This is a genomic window from Enterobacter sichuanensis (assembly GCF_002939185.1).
GTDB classification, from domain to species: domain Bacteria; phylum Pseudomonadota; class Gammaproteobacteria; order Enterobacterales; family Enterobacteriaceae; genus Enterobacter; species Enterobacter sichuanensis.
This window is the reverse complement of record NZ_POVL01000033.1, coordinates 1-16,426: the sequence shown is the minus strand read 5'-3', so window position 1 is coordinate 16,426 and position 16,426 is coordinate 1. Positions and strand designations below refer to the sequence as shown.

Below are 16,426 nucleotides of genomic sequence, written 5' to 3'. Positions count from 1 at the left end.
AACGTCATAACAAACCGCAAACGTCAGTTTGCGGTCGCTGTGTGGATGCCAGCCTGACAAGTGCTTATTTTCAGGGGTATTTTGTAACATGGCAGAAAAACAAACCGCGAAAAGGAATCGTCGCGAAGAAATACTTCAATCTCTGGCGCTGATGCTTGAATCCAGCGATGGTAGCCAACGCATCACCACCGCCAAACTGGCCGCCTCCGTAGGCGTGTCTGAAGCGGCGCTGTATCGTCATTTTCCGAGCAAAACCCGGATGTTCGACAGCCTGATCGAATTTATCGAAGACAGCCTGATCACACGCATCAACCTGATCCTGAAAGACGAAAAAGACACCACCGCGCGTCTACGTCTGATTGTGCTGTTAATCCTGGGCTTTGGTGAACGCAATCCAGGTTTAACCCGTATCCTGACCGGCCACGCGCTGATGTTCGAGCAGGACAGACTGCAGGGCCGCATTAATCAGCTTTTCGAGCGTATTGAAGCGCAGCTGCGCCAGGTACTGCGCGAGAAGAAAATGCGTGAAGGTGAAGGTTACAGCACGGATGAAACACTACTGGCGAGCCAGATCCTGGCGTTTTGCGAAGGGATGCTCTCCCGCTTTGTGCGCAGCGAGTTCAAATACAGCCCAACGGACGATTTTGACGCCCGCTGGCCGCTAGTGGCTGCTCAGTTACAGTAACATCGTTGCCGGATGGCGGCTTCGCCTTATCCGGCCTGGGGTTGTATTGCCCGGTAAAGCTGGCGCCACCGGGCAATACAATTATACTCCGAACTCTTCCCGGTATGCGCGTACCGCCGCCAGATGGTCAGCCATCTCAGGCTTCTCTTCCAGGTACGCAATCAGGTCTTTCAGGGTGATGATTGACGTCACTGAGCAATGATAATCACGCTCCACTTCCTGAATGGCGGAGATCTCGCCGCGACCCCGCTCCTGACGATCCAGACAAATCAGCACGCCAGCCAGCGTCGCCCCGTTAGCCTGAATAATCTCCATCGATTCACGGATCGCCGTGCCCGCGGTGATCACATCATCCACCAGCATCACGCGGCCCTGCAGCGCGCTGCCGACCAGATTCCCGCCTTCACCGTGAGTTTTGGCCTCTTTGCGGTTAAAGCAGTACGGCACGTCGCGATCGTGGTGTTCCGCCAGCGCTACCGCGGTGGTGGTCGCAATCGGAATGCCTTTATAGGCCGGGCCAAACAGCAGGTCAAAATCAATCCCGGAGTCCACCAGCGCTTCGGCATAGAAACGGCCTAACAATGCCAGATCGCGCCCGGTATTAAACAGCCCGGCATTGAAGAAATAGGGGCTCTTGCGCCCGGATTTCAGCGTAAACTCGCCAAACTTAAGAACCTGCTTGTTAAGCGCAAACTCAATAAACTGGCGCTGATACGGTTTCATGGATTCGCTCCTTTGTCTTTTCTGTCTTACAGGCAAAAAAAAGGCGACTCATCAGTCGCCTTTAAAATCAATTTTCTAACGCCGCCTTCTGCGTCGTTACAATAGATTCAATTCCCCCTCGGGCCAGAGCCAGCAAGGTGAGAAGTTCTTCGTGGGTGAAAGGTTCGCCTTCTGCGGTGCCCTGCACCTCAATGATACGACCGTCTTCGGTCATGACCACGTTCATATCGGTCTCGGCGGCAGAGTCTTCGACATATTCCAGATCGCACAGCGCTTCACCGTTAACGATACCCACGGAGACCGCCGCAACCATGCCTTTCATTGGATTCGTTTTCAGCTTGCCGGTCGCAACCAGTTTATTCAGAGCATCCGCCAGCGCTACACAGGCCCCGGTAATGGAGGCGGTACGCGTACCACCGTCAGCCTGAATGACGTCGCAATCCAGCGTGATGGTGAATTCGCCCAGCGTTTTCAGGTCAACAGCGGCACGCAGCGCCCGCGCAATCAGACGCTGAATTTCCATGGTACGACCGCCCTGCTTACCTTTTGCCGCTTCGCGGGCATTACGGGTATGGGTCGCACGCGGCAGCATGCCGTATTCAGCCGTGATCCAGCCCTGGCCCTGGCCTTTCAGGAAGCGCGGAACGCCTTCTTCGATGGAGGCGGTGCACAGCACTTTAGTGTCACCAAACTCAACCAGAACGGAGCCTTCAGCGTGTTTTGTATAGTTACGGGTCAGAGTGACGGGACGCACCTGATTGGCGCTACGACCTGCTGGACGCATGATGAATTCTCCGGCTTGAAACGAATGTGGCTGCGCATTATACGGATAAAGGACGCTTATTCCTATCCTGAGAAGCCCCCGAAAGCTATAATCCCCCCATCTCTCCTTTAAAAACGGGAATGTCTATGATCCGCAGTATGACCGCCTACGCCCGGCGTGAAATCAAGGGTAGCTGGGGTAGCGCCACATGGGAAATGCGCTCGGTAAACCAGCGTTACCTGGAAACGTATTTCCGTATGCCGGAGCAGTTCCGCAGCCTTGAGCCAGTGGTACGTGAGCGTATCCGTACCCGTCTGACGCGCGGCAAAGTGGAATGTAATCTGCGTTTTGAGCCTGATGCCAGCGCGCAGGGCGAACTGATCCTTAACGAAAAACTGGCGAAACAGCTCGTCAATGCAGCGAACTGGGTCAAAATGCAGAGCGATGAAGGCGAAATCAACCCGGTTGATATTCTGCGCTGGCCTGGCGTGATGGCCGCCGGTGAGCAGGATCTGGACGCGATTGCCGCTGAAATTCTTGCCGCCCTCGACAGCACGCTGGATGACTTTATCGTTGCCCGTGAAACCGAAGGCCAGGCGCTGAAAGCGATGATTGAGCAGCGCCTTGAAGGGGTCAGCGCCGAAGTGGCAAAAGTGCGCACGCATATGCCAGAAGTGCTGCAGTGGCAGCGCGAGCGCCTGGTTGCCAAACTGGAAGAAGCGGAAGTTCAGCTGGAAAACAACCGCCTGGAACAAGAGCTGGTACTGATGGCGCAGCGCGTTGACGTCGCAGAAGAGCTGGATCGTCTGGAAGCGCACGTTAAAGAGACCTACAACATTCTGAAGAAGAAAGAAGCCGTAGGTCGCCGCCTCGACTTTATGATGCAGGAGTTCAACCGCGAGTCGAACACTCTGGCATCTAAGTCGATCAATGCTGAGGTAACGAATTCAGCAATTGAGCTCAAGGTACTGATTGAGCAAATGCGCGAGCAGATTCAGAATATCGAGTAAACTATCAGCAAGATTCAAGACGACGCATAGATCACAACAAGCCCGCAACCCAGCGGGCTTTTTTGTTATCATGGGCTATCATAACGACGCAACAAAGCGCATGATTAGAGTGTACACAAAGGTGTACCCAATGAGGTTTGTGTACATCACTTTGGGTACACCCCCTATTCAAAGTTTGGATATTCGCAAAATGCCAAAACTGACTGATATGCAGATCCGTGCATGGATTAAGAGCGGGGAGCGATTCGAGGGGCGGGCAGACGGGAACGGTTTATACCTGCGTTACCGTGCGGCCGACAAAATCCCTACATGGAGATTCCGCTATAAACTTGCCGGGAAGTCCCGCGCTATGCTAATTGGCTCTTATGCTGAACTGTCATTAGCCAAAGCCAGAGAATCCGCCAAAGAATTATCGGCGCGTGTATCGCTGGGCTATGACGTTGCCGGAGAGAAGCAGGAGCGCAAAACCGAAGCACTGGCGAAGATGGAAGCAGAGAAGAACGCTATGCGCGTTTCAGATCTGGCGGCTGAATACTTTGAGCGTCAGATACTGCCGCGCTGGAAGCACCCCGACATTCTGCGCCGCCGTATCGACAAAGATATAAACCCCTGCATTGGTAACATGAAGGTGGAGGACGTGAAGCCCCGCCACATTGACGACATGCTGAAAGGTATTGTTGACCGTGGTGCGCCAACCATCGCTACGGACGTTCTGCGCTGGACACGCCGCATATTTGACTACGGCATTAAGCGGCACGCACTGGAGATTAACCCGTGTTCAGCCTTTGAGGTGTCAGACGCTGGCGGGAAAGAGGTTGCCCGTGACCGATGGTTAACCCGTGAAGAACTGATCAGGCTGTTTCAGGCCATGCGTATGGCGAAGGGATTCAGCCGCCAGAACGAGCTTACCTTCAAGCTACTGCTGACCTTATGCGTGCGTAAGATGGAATTGTGCGCTGCCCGCTGGGAAGAATTCGACTTAGACGGGGCAATCTGGCACTTACCCGAAGAACGCAGCAAAAACGGCGATGCTATCGACATACCGTTACCCCCACCAGCAGTTGCATGGCTACGGGAGCTTCACACGTTCTCATGCAATACAGCATGGGTGCTGCCAGCCAGAAAGATGCAAAGCCGGATGATCCCCCATATTCAGGAAAGTACCCTGCCCGTTGCGCTGGCAAAGGTTCGCGCTGAAATGCCCGATGTACCCAACTACACCATTCATGATTTCCGGCGTACTGCCCGTACCCATCTTGCTGCGCTGGGCGTTGATCCAGTGGTGGCCGAACGCTGCCTCAACCACCGAATTAAGGGGGTTGAAGGGATTTATAACCGCTACCAATATTTTGAGGAACGCAAAGCCGCACTTACATTGTGGTGTGATTTGCTGGTGGCACTGGAACGCGGTGAAGATTACAACGTGACGCCTATCATAAAGGCGCATAAGCTATCGTAAGAACAGATTGAGCCTAGTTCGACGGGACGAAAAGCGGATAGCCTTACCGCCTGACTCAATCCTATTTTAGGCATTGCGTGAAAGGTTACGCTATGAGCAAATTGTTCCAGTTAAAAAGTTGGTTGACCATCGAGGAAACCGCAAACAGGTTAACCACAACTCTCGGTGAAAAGGTATCTGTAGCCGATTGTCTACAATTGGCTGTAGAAGGCCACATTACAATTTCAGCAATGCTGGATGAAGGCCGTTACGCTATCGCTTCACAGGTCATCAAAACATCACAACGAAAGGTTTGTGAAAAATGGATCATTGAAACCAATAGCGACGGCGCAGTAATTAGAACCATTGCTGGTGATGAGTTCTATTCTAACGAGCAACTAGATTATGAATACGAAGATATAGAAAGAGTCAGTGATGTTTTTCGTATAAATCATGGCATATACGATCTACCGATGGTTGGGGCAGAATCTTTAGATGTTATGCACGAGTTTGACCTTTCACGCGACAAGGTTCCCCGTGAATTTCACAACATGGAAGGTGCTTTCCTCTTAACAGAATTTGGTCTGGTGAATATTCTGAACGCGTTCAATGAATATGCCATCAAGTCAGATGAAAATGGAAAACCTAAACTGTACGACAAAGAATCACAGAGGTTTGTTGACTTTAGCCTCGATGGTTATCATCCCTTTTTCTATCCTGCTGATGGGCTGGGTAATGTCGAGTTCGTATTCAGAAAAGAAAATATTGCAGAATTTGAAAAGAAAACACTCAGTGATAACAACAGTCTCCTGAACCTCGATGAAAGCCTTTTACTGCTTGGCGCGGTGCTCAACGCTTTAAAAAAAGCCGAACCAACCTCTAAAAGGTGGACACAAGAAGCCCTCAAAGCAGAAATGCTGGATAGGGGTTTAAAATTAAGCTCCCGCTTACTGGATGAATATTTCTCATCGGCTAACAAATCTTTTAAATCATAAAGATAATTTCGCAGCGAAAATCCATTTTTCGTTGCGATGACATCTAATCCCCCTGCTCACATGATTACCGTAACTTCAACAGCTATCACAGGAGTTACAGGACATATGACAGCACATAACGCAGCGCAATCAGCACTTCCTACTACTGGATACATCCGCCGTTTTCGTATGCCGGAACTTCTGGGTGTTTCCATGCCAACTATTGACCGCTGGGTTAAGAACGGTACTCTGCCGCGCCCGGTAAAACTCACCGATAACGTGACCGCCTTTGATGCGGTAGAGATTAATAACTGGCTGGCTGAGCGCCGGGGAAAGGTAGCGTAATGGAAAAGAAAAACCGCCCCGTACAGCAGGCGGCTAACTCAGATATTCGCACGTCTGATATTACGCCGACCACCAGCCCGGTACAAGTACCTAAGCGAACCCCAAAGAAACACCGCGCCCGCGTCTATATGCTGCGCACTGGCGTAGAGGGATGGACAGAAAATGATATTCTGCGCTACTGCCGTCTTTCATCCGGGCGTAATTATGCGTCTGAACTGGAGCGCCAGCTTGATATTCAACTGGAGCGTATCGACGAGAAAAACCCGGATGGTATCGGCGCACACCTGCGCTACCGCTTTTCCTGCCGTGGCGACGTTCTCAAGGTGATCCAACTTGTGAACCATAATGCCGCCATTAATGAACATCACGGGCTATCTCAGCAGGATATTACCGACATTCTGAACCTCTACCCGGACGCGTTTAACGCCGCATAACGGAGCCGAAAATATGACTATCGAAAAAAGCCGATTCAATTCGGAGGCCGCCCCACAATCCTACGTTAGCCAGAAAAAAATTCCTCAAGCAGTCGAGGGGGATATTTCCGTTATCCGGTTTGAGGGTATCAAAGTTCGCATCGTCAATATGGATGGCGATCCGTGGTTTATCGCCAAAGATGTTTGTGAGGCACTGGAAATAGCCGATCACAAAGTCGCATTGAGGCGATTAGATGCCGATGAAAAGGGGGAGTGTTTAACACCCACCCCCGGTGGATTGCAGGTTATGCGTACTGTCTGCGAATCGGGCTTTTACAAATTAATCGCCCGCAGCCGGAAGGCCAGCACCGCCGGAACGTTCGCACATCGTTTCACTAACTGGGTATTCCGCGAGGTTATCCCGTCTATTCGTAAAACTGGCTCCTATGGTGTGCCGTTCGCCTTCCTGAACGACCACAGCAAACGCAAAGCAGCTTACATCAAGAAGGCCAGTAAGCGCGGTAAAGACCTGCAAGCCTGCAAAGGTGAGAAGTCCCGCCTAATCGCCGAAGAAACTGAGTTATGGCGCAAATATCAGCCTCAATTGCCGGAGGTTCACTAATGCCCGCCGTCCAGAAAAGAGACTTTCCCCTGGCTGGCCTGATGTGTACCTTGCGCGGGATCGCGCACGCGCATGAGGGTAAAGCTGGCATAACAGTGCCAGCTAATGCCAGCTCCTCATTTTCTCGTCGTGGTGACGAGGAGAGTTTCGAGACCAGTACGCGCACGCGCGAAGGTGAGTTTCTGGAGTCCAGAAAAAAGGGCTTGCCGACTATCGCCAACCCGGTTTATGGTTATAGCGCACCAGCAAAATCTGGTGCCGGGATTGGCGTCCCGGTAATTATCAGAGCGCACAACACGCGCTATGCGTGTTTTTTTGTGCCGCGCAGTTACACCCGTTCAATGGTGGACTGTATGGGGGCGGAGCAATCCGCGCCGGTTTCTCTGATTCCCGGTTACGCCAACCCTGTACAGTTCACCACCAGCGAAATTGGCGTTTCCGGTGGTGGTTCTCAAAACCATGAATCAGAGGCTGCCGCTATGCTGGCTACTACCCCTACCCAAAATCCACAATTTATCTGGTTAATCGCTGCCGTTCGCCGCGACATGCCGACAATTACCGCCAAAATCCATCACATTGCTGCTGAAACTGAGCGCGAAGCCCGCCGCACGCTGGCGCGAGATCATGTCTGTTTCTTTGCAGGCCGTATCCGTCAGGAGGTGGCAGCATGAACATTAACGCCTTATACCGCCATCCGTCCGAGCTTGAAGCCGAAGCGATGTTATCCCGCGAGCAGGCTTACCCGGATGATTTTACGCTGGCAGACCGAACAGCAGAACGTATGACCCGCGCCCGTAATGGGCTGGCTCACGTTATGACCGATTTAGCCACTCAACTAAACGATGAACAGGCCGCTATCGTGTATTGCTGGTTGAGTAAAGTCCTGACGATTGTCGATATAGCCAGAATTGATGCGGAGGCCAGCGCATGAGCAATTTCCGCGTTATTGCCACCTGCTTTGATGGCGCTGGTGCGCCGATCCCGGTCACATGGTACGGCAATGCCGTCAGCTCCAGTGATGCCAAATTGCAAATGACCCACGAAGCACAGCGCAACGGCTGGAGCGTTGGGGCAATTATTTGTGTGCAGCATAGAAAAATCAGTAAGGGCATAGAGGTGGTGGCATGAATTATCGCGCAGAGGCCACACCGCACGGCGTCAATATCATGACCCGGAATGATGCCGGGATGTATGAGCATGTTGATCTTATCAACTACGAAAAAGCTGTAATACGTCTGGATGCGGGTGAGTATGACAATAAGCCCGATGGAGGATTTGCCCTGCATTTTGCAGTGGCTGACGGCGGGGCGCGTGGTTGGTTCGACTTCACCGCGCAGCATAACGTCATTATGTGGCGCTGGCTGATTGCTGCGACGTTTGTTTCTGAGATGAAGCGCGAGAACGGCACCACCACGGTTACTGAGGCTGACGGCACATCATCGCAGGTTGCGATTTACTCGAGTGGTAATGCGGGCATGGTGGTTTACCCGTTTGCTGAACGGCTGGCGATGGCAAACAACATTGAGGGCGCACTGATTGAGCGCTACGGCACTGAGCAGGGGACGGAGAACGCCATTGTGTTCTATCAGGCCATGCTGGATACGGAGCGCGGTGAGCTGACCCCGTTCGGACGTGAAACGCTGGCAGAGCTACACGATCACTTCATTGCTGATCTGGATGAAAACGGCTGGCCTGAAATGCCGCTGGCGCACTGAGGGGGGAAACATGATGCGTAATATCGACCTTATCCGCGAAGTGACCGCCGCCGCTGCTGGTAACTGGCCTTATGTACTGGCTGGCCTGTCTATCGATGTGCCTGATTCATCACGCCGCCATGCCCCCTGCCCCGCGTGCGGCGGCACGGATCGCTTCCGATTCGACGACAACGGTCGCGGTAGCTTTATCTGTAACCAATGCGGCGCGGGCGACGGCTTAGACCTGATTAAGAAGGTGAACAACTGCGACACCACGGAGGCGGCACAGCTTGCCGCTGATGTGCTGGGTATTGATTACCGGGCAGCGCAAACCGACCCGACAGCAGCCAGCCAGAGAAGGGAGCAACTGGAAGCTGACCGCCAGCAGCGTGAGCAGGAGCGCCAGCAGCAGGCAGCAGAGGACGCAGAGCAGCGAAGGGCTACGTTTGCCCGTCTGTATGCCGGAATGCGCCAGAGTGTCACACAGGGCGAATCTGATTACCTGCAATCAAAAGGGCTGACCGGGTTTAATTACCCGGTTATGTCCGATGGTTCGCTACTCCTGCCGCTGGTGGATGAATCCGGCGCAGTAGTGGCGGCGCAGACCATCACGCCGCAGGGAGATAAGCGACTCCTGACAGGTTCAGCAAAGCGCGGGGCATATCACGCCGTAAACGCACCGGAACAGCCGCAGGAGGTGATTATTGCTGAGGGACTGGCAACGACCTTATCCGCTTACCTGATGCGTCCTGACGCGCTGGCAGTGTGTGCAATAGACGCGGGCAACCTGCTACCCGTCGCAATACAGATACGCCAGCAGCACCCACAGGCGGAAATCATCATTGCGGCGGATAACGACCGACTGGACGACAAACCCAATACCGGCACGGATGCCGCAGAAAAGGCTGCGCTTGCCGTCAGGGGCTGGGTTGCTGTACCGCCAACAGACTACAAAGCCGACTGGAACGACTATCACCAGCAAAACGGGCTGGAAGTCGCTACGGCTGCGTTTAACGATTCGATGTACCAGCCGCAGGGGGAATGCGTGAAACCACAACTACAGGCCATTGAGGGCGGTAAAACTGACCAGCCAGAGAAAGACCCGCTAAAACCCCGCATTGAGAGCCGCAAAGATGGCGTTTACTGGATCACGCCTAAGGTGGACAAGGAAAGCGGCGAGATTATCAACAATGAAAGCTGGCTGGCCTCACCGATGGACGTTATCGGCACCGGGAGGGACGATAAGGATCAGTATCTGATACTGCGCTGGCTGGCCTTTGGCGCAGGCATACCGACAACAGCGGCTATTCCCCTGGCTGACATTGGCGAGCGAGAGGGATGGCGCACCCTGAAAGCGGGCGGCGTTAACGTCACCACCAAAAGCAGTCTACGTGCAATTTTGGCTGACTGGCTACAGCGTAGCGGCTCGCGGGAATTGTGGCGTGTTGCTCACGCTACGGGCTGGCAGTGCGGGGCATACATCATGCCGGACGGGGAGATAATCGGCGCACCTGCGCAACCCGTTTTATTCAGTGGCCGCAGTTCTGCCGCTGCCGGGTACACCGTGGAGGGAACCTCAGAGAGCTGGCGTAACAGTGTTGCGCGTCTGGCATACGGTAACTACGCGATGATGACGGGCATTGCCGCCGCACTGGCAGCACCGTTAATCGGGCTGGCGGGCGCTGACGGGTTCGGTATTCACTTTTATGAGCAATCGAGCGCAGGTAAAACCACCACGGCGAACGTGGCGAGCAGCTTATACGGCAACCCGGACTTACTCCGCCTGACATGGTACGGCACGGCGCTGGGGCTGGCGAACGAAGCCGCCGCACACAATGACGGGCTGATGCCCCTGGATGAAGTCGGGCAAGGGGCAGACCCGGTAAGCGTGTCGCAGTCTGCCTATGCGCTGTTTAACGGTGTGGGGAAATTGCAGGGCGCAAAAGAGGGTGGCAACCGCGATTTAAAGCGCTGGCGCACCGTGGCGATCAGTACCGGTGAAATGGACTTAGAAACCTTCATCGCCACCGCCGGACGCAAAACCAAAGCCGGGCAACTGGTGCGCCTGCTGAATATCCCGCTGAGTAAGGCGGTACGCTTCCACGACCACCAGAACGGCAAACAGCACGCCGACGCGCTGAAAGATGCTTACCAGCACCATCACGGCGCTGCCGGGCGGGAGTGGATCAGGTGGCTGGCAAACCACCAGCAGCAGGCCATTGATACCGTGCGTGCGTGTGAAGCCCGCTGGCGCGGTCTTATTCCTGCTGACTATGGCGAGCAGGTACACCGCGTGGCCGCACGTTTTGCCATTCTGGAGGCTGCTTTGCTGCTGGGTGAAGTAGTCACCGGGTGGGATGCTCAGACGTGCCGCGATGCGATACAGCACAGCTACAACGCATGGTTGCGTGAGTTCGGTACGGGGAACAAAGAACACCAGCAGATTATTGAGCAGACGGAGGCGTTTTTGAATGCGCATGGCCTGAGTCGCTACGCACCGTTGGGTTATGACCCCCGTGATTTACCCATCCGTGATTTAGCCGGATACAGGAAGAAGGGGAACCACGACAGCGACCCGATAATTTTCTACACCTTCCCGGCGACCTTCGAGCAGGAGATAGCGCGGGGATTCAATGCCAAACAGTTTGCCGAGGTACTTAAACGCGTCGGGATGCTCACCCCACCGACCAGTGGCAGAGGTTATCAGGGGCGTGTGCGAGAGGATGGCAGGCAAATCCGCGTTTATGTGCTCAACTTCATGGCAGAGGAAACCACCCAGCCAGAGGAGTGATATTTTTTCACATACGTAGTTTTAGTGTTGTCTCAGTTGTCTTTGTTGTCTCAACTTGTAAATTCAATTGATTTATAAGGTTTTTATTTCATTTCCTGAGACAACATCGAGACAACATTTAGCTGTTTTGAGACAACATAGTGAAAGTTTGATTTTTTGCCTGGCTGGCAGTGAGACAACATTTACCCTGCGTGAGACAACACAAAATCATCAATGTTGTCTCGGCAAAATCCAGACGTGGCGCGGCCTGTAGCGCCGTGAGACAACAAAGACAACTGAGACAACACTATTTCTGCTTACTATGAAAAAAAATCGGCAGGTGTCCCACGTTAAGAAATCGTTATTAGCAAAACTAATAATCCGGTGAGGTAACAATGACAGCACAAATTTCAGCATACGGGCGGCTGGTGGCAGATCCCCAGACTCGCACCACAACGAACGGTAACAACATGGCTATGGCGCGGCTGGCGGTGTCGCTCCCCTGTAATGCGGCAGAGGCGGGAGAGTCAACCTTCTGGCTGGGCGTTATTGCTTTTGGGAAGCAGGCCGATGCGCTGGCAAAGCACCAGAAAGGCGACCTTGTGAGCGTGGCAGGCAATATGCAACTCAACCAGTGGACAGGGCAGGATGGCGGTACACAGCAGGGGTATCAGGTAGTAGCCGACAGTGTGATCAGCGCCAGAACGGTACGCCCCGGCGGGAAGGCAGGACAGCGAGGACAGGCAACGGACGCGCTGAGACGTGCACAGCAGCCATCCCGTGATGAATACGACCAACGCCCACCATTAGACGATGAAACGCCATTCTGAGGGAGATAAACATGGTCAACGATAGTAAAGCAGAGGCTCTGGAAGCAAAGGGGCTGTATCGCAGGGCTGCGACACGCTGGCAGGAAGTCATGATGCTTTGTGCTGAGGATGATGAACGGGAATGGGTAAAGCAGCGCCGTGATACGTGTCTGACGAACGTGAAGCGCCCCCCAGTGAAAACCGGTGATTACGGAGATCTGCATAAAGCAGTCACTGAGACACAACACCGCATGGGGATAGCGCAACCAAACGGCAATGCCTTCCGATTAAATGGTGGTAAGAAGCAACGACAGGCCACCATCGGGGGCGACTGTTCGCAGTAATGTTCGCACTAAAACGGCTGTAAATTCTGGACTGTTCTTGACAGATTTTAAACCCTCGTAGCGCTAAACCCGCGCCAGTCGCGGGCTGGAAGCCAGAACGTGATTTAGGTTGTCCATAATATTCTGGTTCGCGCCACTGGTTCGCAGTACGCAGTCAGGTACGCGGCAAAACTGCGCATTCAGCGTGCGTACCATCTGACGAATTCTAACGGCGGCAATGCGAATTCGCAAAATAGCGGATAGGCTTGATACTGCTGGCTCTGGTGTAGTCCATTCGCAGTTAGTAGCACCACGGAGATGATAAGTTTTGATAAGGATTCCTAAGATTTCCTAAGTTTTAATTGCGTGATACGAAACCGATTCGCAATTGCGTACCAGCGTGTAAGCCGCATTATCGCTGGGTTTCTACAGTCGAACGCAGTACGCAAAGTGAAAAATCCTCCAAATACGAAACCCGAATATTGCGCAGTAAATTGCGAATTGCGCAGTTCACAAAAAATCTGCGCAAAACGAAACGGATACCAATGCGCAAACCATCCTCAACCCCGCGCGGTTACTGGCTTTATTGATGTGAAATTGCAAAATTGGTGCGCAATTTACAGTAAAATACGCATATTATTTCGTATTCAATTTGCGCACCGTTCGCAGTTAATGCGCAGTAATTCGCAGGAGACCAGCCAGTGAGAGACAGAACGCGCAGCTATACCACCGACCTGCCCCGTATAGGGTTGCCATTCCTTGCGAACATGCGTAGCAGGCTGGCGGATGCTGAACCGGGTACGCAGCTTTATACCCAGACCGAAAGCGGAACGTTGTATACCTTCCGGCAAGCCGACAGCTACGCCATGACAATCAACGGCGTGACGCGGGCTATTCGCACCACAACCACGAAGGCCGGGTATGGCGTCCGGGAATGGTACGTTTGTCCCCACTGTATGAGACGGGCTGCAAAGCTGTATATCGGCAAGAAAGATATTGGCTGCCGGGCGTGCTGGAAACTCCACTACAAAAGCCAGAGTGCCGACATCCTGGACAGGATGCGCATGAAGATACGCCAGCAGCGATGCGCGATATGGGGAAGCAATGACCTTGCCAATAATCTGTTTAATGACATTCGCATGTTCCCAAAACCAAAGGGGATGCGCTGGGCTACGTTTGACAGGAAGCGGGCAGAGTTATCAGTTATGGAGATGGCTTACTGGCAGGCATTCAGTCCGGTAGTAGATAGAATCAGGGGCGTGGTTGAGCGTAAGACGGGGAAAGCAGCGCGAGCTATAGGGCTGGAGTTGTAGCGATATTCTGGTTTTCTGACAGAATTAGCTAAAATCAGCCAGTTACCCACCACAGCAGGGGCTGCCATAGTGACACCACGTGAAATAGCAGCGCTGACCGCCGCCAAGCTGGAGCATGAAGGCCACCAGCTTACCCCGGCAGAGGTTCGGGAAATGGAGCGTATTATTGAAGCTGATACAGTCCGGCGTAAACGGTTCGGGGAGATGATGCGAGCGCCTGCCTACCAGTGGAAGAAGCCAGCGCCGCGCAGGTAGATACGGGATTATTCCCCATGTAACTTATGCGTATTAAGCAAATTACCTTTATTCACCTTTACAGAATTGTGAGTGCGTCAGTATCGTTATCCTTCCGATTCGCATTTATTCAGGATTTGCATGTACCAACTAAAGATAACCATCCGAGACAGCAAACCACCAATATGGCGGCGTGTGCTGGTTCCGGAGCAAATCCCCTTTAGTGAACTTCACGCGGTCATCCAGTTGGCTTTTGGCTGGAATGACAAACATCTGTATATGTTCGAGAAAGGGCGTAAAGGTGATCCCGGTAGCGAGTATCGCGTATGGGGTGAGGATGAAAGCATGGGTAATGCGGCAATCACACCACTATGGGCAGCGCTCCAGAATGAAGGGGATAAGCTGGTTTACACGTATGACTTTGGCGACTGGTGGGATTGCGTCATTGTGCTGGAGAAGCAAACACACGATACGAGTAATCAGCCCATTAGCTGCCTGCGTGGGAAAGGCACCACCCCGGCGGAAAACTCAGGTGGTTTGCATGGATACAATGAATTGCTCTTACAGGCCAGAGATTCTGATAATCCTCAACAGGCCGAGATCCACAATTTCCTGATGCTGGATATTGAGCGCCGGGTTTACGACCTGAGCAGCATCAACGACAGATTGCAGGCTCTTAACTGACCCGCATGTATTCACCTGATATTGCGTTATCAGCGCCGCCAGTATCGCGCATAACAGCACAATGACCGGGTAAACCGTAACGCACGACCGTTGCGTTAGTCTCACCGCCGCGCCGTACCTGACGAGACTCATACACCGTCACACGCTCAAGCAACCCACCAGCAACCATACTTTCAAGAGTTCGCCGGGTTGATTCGTGCTGGTGGCGCTTATCGAACGACGCCATGCCATGAAGAAGGTAGGCCACGCCCGACACATCGAACGGCGGCGCACCAATCTCACCAGTAACCCAATCGAGGCTATCAGGTTCAAAGTAGCTGAGTATCTCTTTTTTGCGGTTGGTCATTCTCATGGCTGGCTGATTCCTTATTGTGGGATAGAGGTATCATACAATAAGAGCGAAAATAGCAAGCTCAAGTTTCCTCTTTTTTGAGATGTTCACAATGCGTTATTTGAGATAACCACATGTACATATGACCCACAACTGGTGGATAGAAAAGGTTTTTTCGTGTAGATTTTGAGATAACGCATACACGGCATTTTAGATAATTAAACTATGGCGACCTTCAATCACTTCGAGCTTGGCCTGATAAATCCTGAATTCGACTCACCGTTAGTTGACGTTCTAACTGAGCTGGAGCTACTTAGGCACCTAAGGCTTGAAACTGACGTGCACCCGATTTTGTTCGTCCAGTTAAAAGATGTTTTTCACATGCTTGAAAGTCTAGGCTCAGCCCGTATCGAGGGGAACCACACAACTCTTGCCGATTACGTTGAAAGTAAGGTTGAGGGCACCAGCAGTTCCACTGACCAGTTGAAAGAGATTTACAACATCGAAGAAGCGATGGAATTCATCGACCAGCATTTTAAAAACGGTGAACCAATAACTGAGCACTTTATCAGGGAGCTGCACAGTCTTGCTGTATTGGGGCTGGATCGAGAGGGCGACAAAACCCCCGGAGCATATCGCCAACACAACGTAAGTATCGCACAATCGGCACACCTTCCACCCGAACACATGCTGGTGCCAGGGTACATGGAAGAATTGACTGCCTTTATTAATCGTGCAGATAAACCAAAATATGACCTGATGAAGATAGCTCTGGCTCACCATCGTTTTGGTTGGATCCACCCATTCGGGAATGGTAATGGTCGAACAGTCCGCTTACTAACCTACGCACTGTTAATTAAGTACGGCTTTAATGTGCAGGCTGGTGGCCGGGTGCTAAATCCTACAGCAGTCTTCTGTAACGACCGAGAACGTTACTACACCATGCTGGGTGAGGCAGATAAAGGCACAGAAGACGGGCTGGAAAGATGGTGCCTATATGTACTGTCTGGGATATCTGTAGAACTAAAAAAAGTTGACCAGTTAACCAACCTAAGCTTCCTCAGCTCGAAGATTTTATACCCGGCTGTAGATTATTCCGTTGAACGCGGTCTTATTAATGACCTTGAAGCGAAGGTGCTAAAAAGAGCCGTGGAAAAAGGCACCATAAAAGCAGGCGATTTGAAGGATGTTCTCCCAGAGCTTAAGGGGCCGCAGATAACTTATCAGATTGGTAAGCTGATCGAGCGTGGGATGCTTCAACCTATAGAAGAAGGCGCAAGGACATACACAGCTAA

General features: G+C 52.6%; 21 protein-coding genes. 18 read left to right on the top strand and 3 right to left on the bottom strand.

What is annotated here, in order from left to right; genetic code table 11:
- The first annotated feature begins 88 nt into the window (after positions 1 to 88).
- Complete coding sequence (gene slmA / locus C5687_RS15165; protein WP_047957446.1) at positions 89 to 685, top strand: nucleoid occlusion factor SlmA; 597 nt, start codon at positions 89 to 91, stop codon at positions 683 to 685.
- A gap of 81 nt (positions 686 to 766) precedes the next feature.
- On the opposite strand, the gene pyrE is transcribed toward slmA, so the two are convergent.
- Both pyrE and rph read right to left on the bottom strand, forming a co-directional pair.
- Positions 767 to 1,408 carry an orotate phosphoribosyltransferase gene (pyrE, locus tag C5687_RS15160; protein ID WP_025758463.1) on the bottom strand — a complete coding sequence of 214 codons (642 nt, stop codon included), beginning with the start codon at positions 1,406 to 1,408 and terminating at the stop codon, positions 767 to 769.
- Between the two features lie 67 nt (positions 1,409 to 1,475).
- The gene (gene rph / locus C5687_RS15155) at positions 1,476 to 2,192 is read right to left on the bottom strand and encodes a ribonuclease PH (protein WP_095452062.1); all 717 of its coding nucleotides are present in this window, start codon (positions 2,190 to 2,192) and stop codon (positions 1,476 to 1,478) included.
- Positions 2,193 to 2,317: 125 nt separating this feature from the next.
- On the opposite strand from rph, the gene C5687_RS15145 reads away from it, so the two are divergent.
- From C5687_RS15145 to C5687_RS15070, 16 genes are all read left to right on the top strand, one after another.
- Complete coding sequence (locus tag C5687_RS15145) at positions 2,318 to 3,181, top strand: YicC/YloC family endoribonuclease (protein WP_014830145.1); 864 nt, start codon at positions 2,318 to 2,320, stop codon at positions 3,179 to 3,181.
- 130 nt (positions 3,182 to 3,311) lie between these two features.
- Positions 3,312 to 4,640: a tyrosine-type recombinase/integrase gene (locus C5687_RS15140; RefSeq protein WP_104557252.1), complete on the top strand. Its 1,329-nt coding sequence runs from the start codon at positions 3,312 to 3,314 to the stop codon at positions 4,638 to 4,640.
- 92 nt (positions 4,641 to 4,732) lie between these two features.
- Positions 4,733 to 5,614: a hypothetical protein gene (locus C5687_RS15135; protein ID WP_032635306.1), complete on the top strand. Its 882-nt coding sequence runs from the start codon at positions 4,733 to 4,735 to the stop codon at positions 5,612 to 5,614.
- A 105-nt stretch (positions 5,615 to 5,719) separates the two neighbouring features.
- On the top strand, positions 5,720 to 5,938 hold the full coding sequence (locus tag C5687_RS15130; protein ID WP_001705541.1) for a helix-turn-helix transcriptional regulator: 219 nt from the start codon (positions 5,720 to 5,722) through the stop codon (positions 5,936 to 5,938).
- The gene (locus tag C5687_RS15125; protein ID WP_048994681.1) at positions 5,938 to 6,372 is read left to right on the top strand and encodes a hypothetical protein; all 435 of its coding nucleotides are present in this window, start codon (positions 5,938 to 5,940) and stop codon (positions 6,370 to 6,372) included. Before C5687_RS15130 ends, C5687_RS15125 begins: the two co-directional genes overlap by 1 nt.
- 13 nt (positions 6,373 to 6,385) lie before the next feature.
- Positions 6,386 to 6,973, top strand: a complete 588-nt coding sequence (locus C5687_RS15120) for a BRO-N domain-containing protein (RefSeq protein WP_104557251.1) — start codon at positions 6,386 to 6,388, stop codon at positions 6,971 to 6,973.
- Positions 6,974 to 7,014: 41 nt separating this feature from the next.
- Entirely contained in the window at positions 7,015 to 7,644 is a 630-nt protein-coding gene (locus tag C5687_RS15115) for a host cell division inhibitor Icd-like protein (RefSeq protein ID WP_238380486.1), read from the top strand.
- Positions 7,641 to 7,904, top strand: a complete 264-nt coding sequence (locus tag C5687_RS15110) for a nicotinic acetylcholine receptor subunit beta (RefSeq protein ID WP_086872405.1) — start codon at positions 7,641 to 7,643, stop codon at positions 7,902 to 7,904. Before C5687_RS15115 ends, C5687_RS15110 begins: the two co-directional genes overlap by 4 nt.
- Positions 7,901 to 8,101 carry a hypothetical protein gene (locus C5687_RS15105; protein ID WP_104557249.1) on the top strand — a complete coding sequence of 67 codons (201 nt, stop codon included), beginning with the start codon at positions 7,901 to 7,903 and terminating at the stop codon, positions 8,099 to 8,101. The genes C5687_RS15110 and C5687_RS15105 overlap by 4 nt, the downstream gene beginning before the upstream one ends.
- Positions 8,098 to 8,688: a hypothetical protein gene (locus tag C5687_RS15100; protein WP_104557248.1), complete on the top strand. Its 591-nt coding sequence runs from the start codon at positions 8,098 to 8,100 to the stop codon at positions 8,686 to 8,688. The genes C5687_RS15105 and C5687_RS15100 overlap by 4 nt, the downstream gene beginning before the upstream one ends.
- 13 nt (positions 8,689 to 8,701) lie before the next feature.
- The gene (locus C5687_RS15095; RefSeq protein WP_104557265.1) at positions 8,702 to 11,458 is read left to right on the top strand and encodes a TOPRIM and DUF927 domain-containing protein; all 2,757 of its coding nucleotides are present in this window, start codon (positions 8,702 to 8,704) and stop codon (positions 11,456 to 11,458) included.
- Between the two features lie 374 nt (positions 11,459 to 11,832).
- Positions 11,833 to 12,267, top strand: coding sequence for a single-stranded DNA-binding protein (locus C5687_RS15090; RefSeq protein ID WP_104557247.1), 435 nt, complete (start codon positions 11,833 to 11,835; stop codon positions 12,265 to 12,267).
- Positions 12,268 to 12,278: 11 nt separating this feature from the next.
- A complete protein-coding gene (locus tag C5687_RS15085; protein WP_104557246.1) occupies positions 12,279 to 12,590 on the top strand; it encodes a PerC family transcriptional regulator in 312 nt (103 codons plus the stop codon).
- Between the two features lie 680 nt (positions 12,591 to 13,270).
- Positions 13,271 to 13,882 (top strand): hypothetical protein, encoded by a 612-nt coding sequence (locus C5687_RS15080; RefSeq protein WP_104557245.1) that lies wholly within the window; start codon positions 13,271 to 13,273, stop codon positions 13,880 to 13,882.
- A 69-nt stretch (positions 13,883 to 13,951) separates the two neighbouring features.
- On the top strand, positions 13,952 to 14,137 hold the full coding sequence (locus tag C5687_RS15075; RefSeq protein ID WP_032645661.1) for a hypothetical protein: 186 nt from the start codon (positions 13,952 to 13,954) through the stop codon (positions 14,135 to 14,137).
- Between the two features lie 120 nt (positions 14,138 to 14,257).
- Positions 14,258 to 14,800 (top strand): plasmid pRiA4b ORF-3 family protein, encoded by a 543-nt coding sequence (locus C5687_RS15070; protein ID WP_104557244.1) that lies wholly within the window; start codon positions 14,258 to 14,260, stop codon positions 14,798 to 14,800.
- Here the strand turns inward: C5687_RS15070 and C5687_RS15065 are convergent.
- Positions 14,793 to 15,152 carry a hypothetical protein gene (locus tag C5687_RS15065; RefSeq protein WP_104557243.1) on the bottom strand — a complete coding sequence of 120 codons (360 nt, stop codon included), beginning with the start codon at positions 15,150 to 15,152 and terminating at the stop codon, positions 14,793 to 14,795. The two genes, C5687_RS15070 and C5687_RS15065, sit on opposite strands and share 8 nt — an antisense overlap.
- 204 nt (positions 15,153 to 15,356) lie before the next feature.
- On the opposite strand from C5687_RS15065, the gene C5687_RS15060 reads away from it, so the two are divergent.
- A partial coding sequence (locus C5687_RS15060; protein ID WP_104557242.1) for a Fic family protein occupies positions 15,357 to 16,426 on the top strand: 1,070 nt, incomplete at its 3' end.